Source organism: Clostridioides sp. ZZV15-6598 (assembly GCF_020657705.1).
Lineage (GTDB): Bacteria > Bacillota > Clostridia > Peptostreptococcales > Peptostreptococcaceae > Clostridioides > Clostridioides difficile_F.
The window spans coordinates 1-484 of the sequence record NZ_JAGWCS010000321.1; the positions used below are offsets into that span (position 1 = coordinate 1).

General features: G+C 28.9%; 1 protein-coding gene. It reads left to right on the forward strand.

The genetic code is table 11. From position 1 onward, the window contains the following. The coding region (gcvH, locus tag KGF50_RS21840) for a glycine cleavage system protein GcvH (RefSeq protein WP_227849991.1) at positions 1-455 on the forward strand (455 nt) is incomplete at its 5' end. Between the last annotated feature and the right edge of the window lie 29 nt (positions 456-484).

Below are 484 nucleotides of genomic sequence, written 5' to 3' on the forward strand. Positions count from 1 at the left end.
CTTTTGATTATCAAACATATAAAAAGGATAAGTTTACTTTCAAATTAGCAATGAATAAAAATTTATATTTTAATGAAAATGATGCATGGGCTTATATAGATGGAAATGTAGCTACTATAGGTGTAACTGACTATGTTCAACAGAGTCTAGGAGATATAATGTTCTTTGAAACTCCTCAAATAGGAGAAGATATTGACCAATTTGGAGAACTTGGAGCAGTTGAATCATCTAAAACAGCACTTGAAATCGTTTCCCCAGTTAGTGGAAAAGTTATAGCTGTAAATACTGAATTAGAAGAATTTCCAGAATACATAAATGAAAATCCATATGAAAAAGGGTGGTTGGTAAAAATAGAGTTATTTGATTTTAAAGAAGATAAGGATCTTCTTATAAATGACAAAGAGTATTTTGAAATTTTAAAAAGAAAGGTAGATGACTTTCATGTCAAAAACTAAAATCATACCTTGTAGTGGTATTGGTAAAG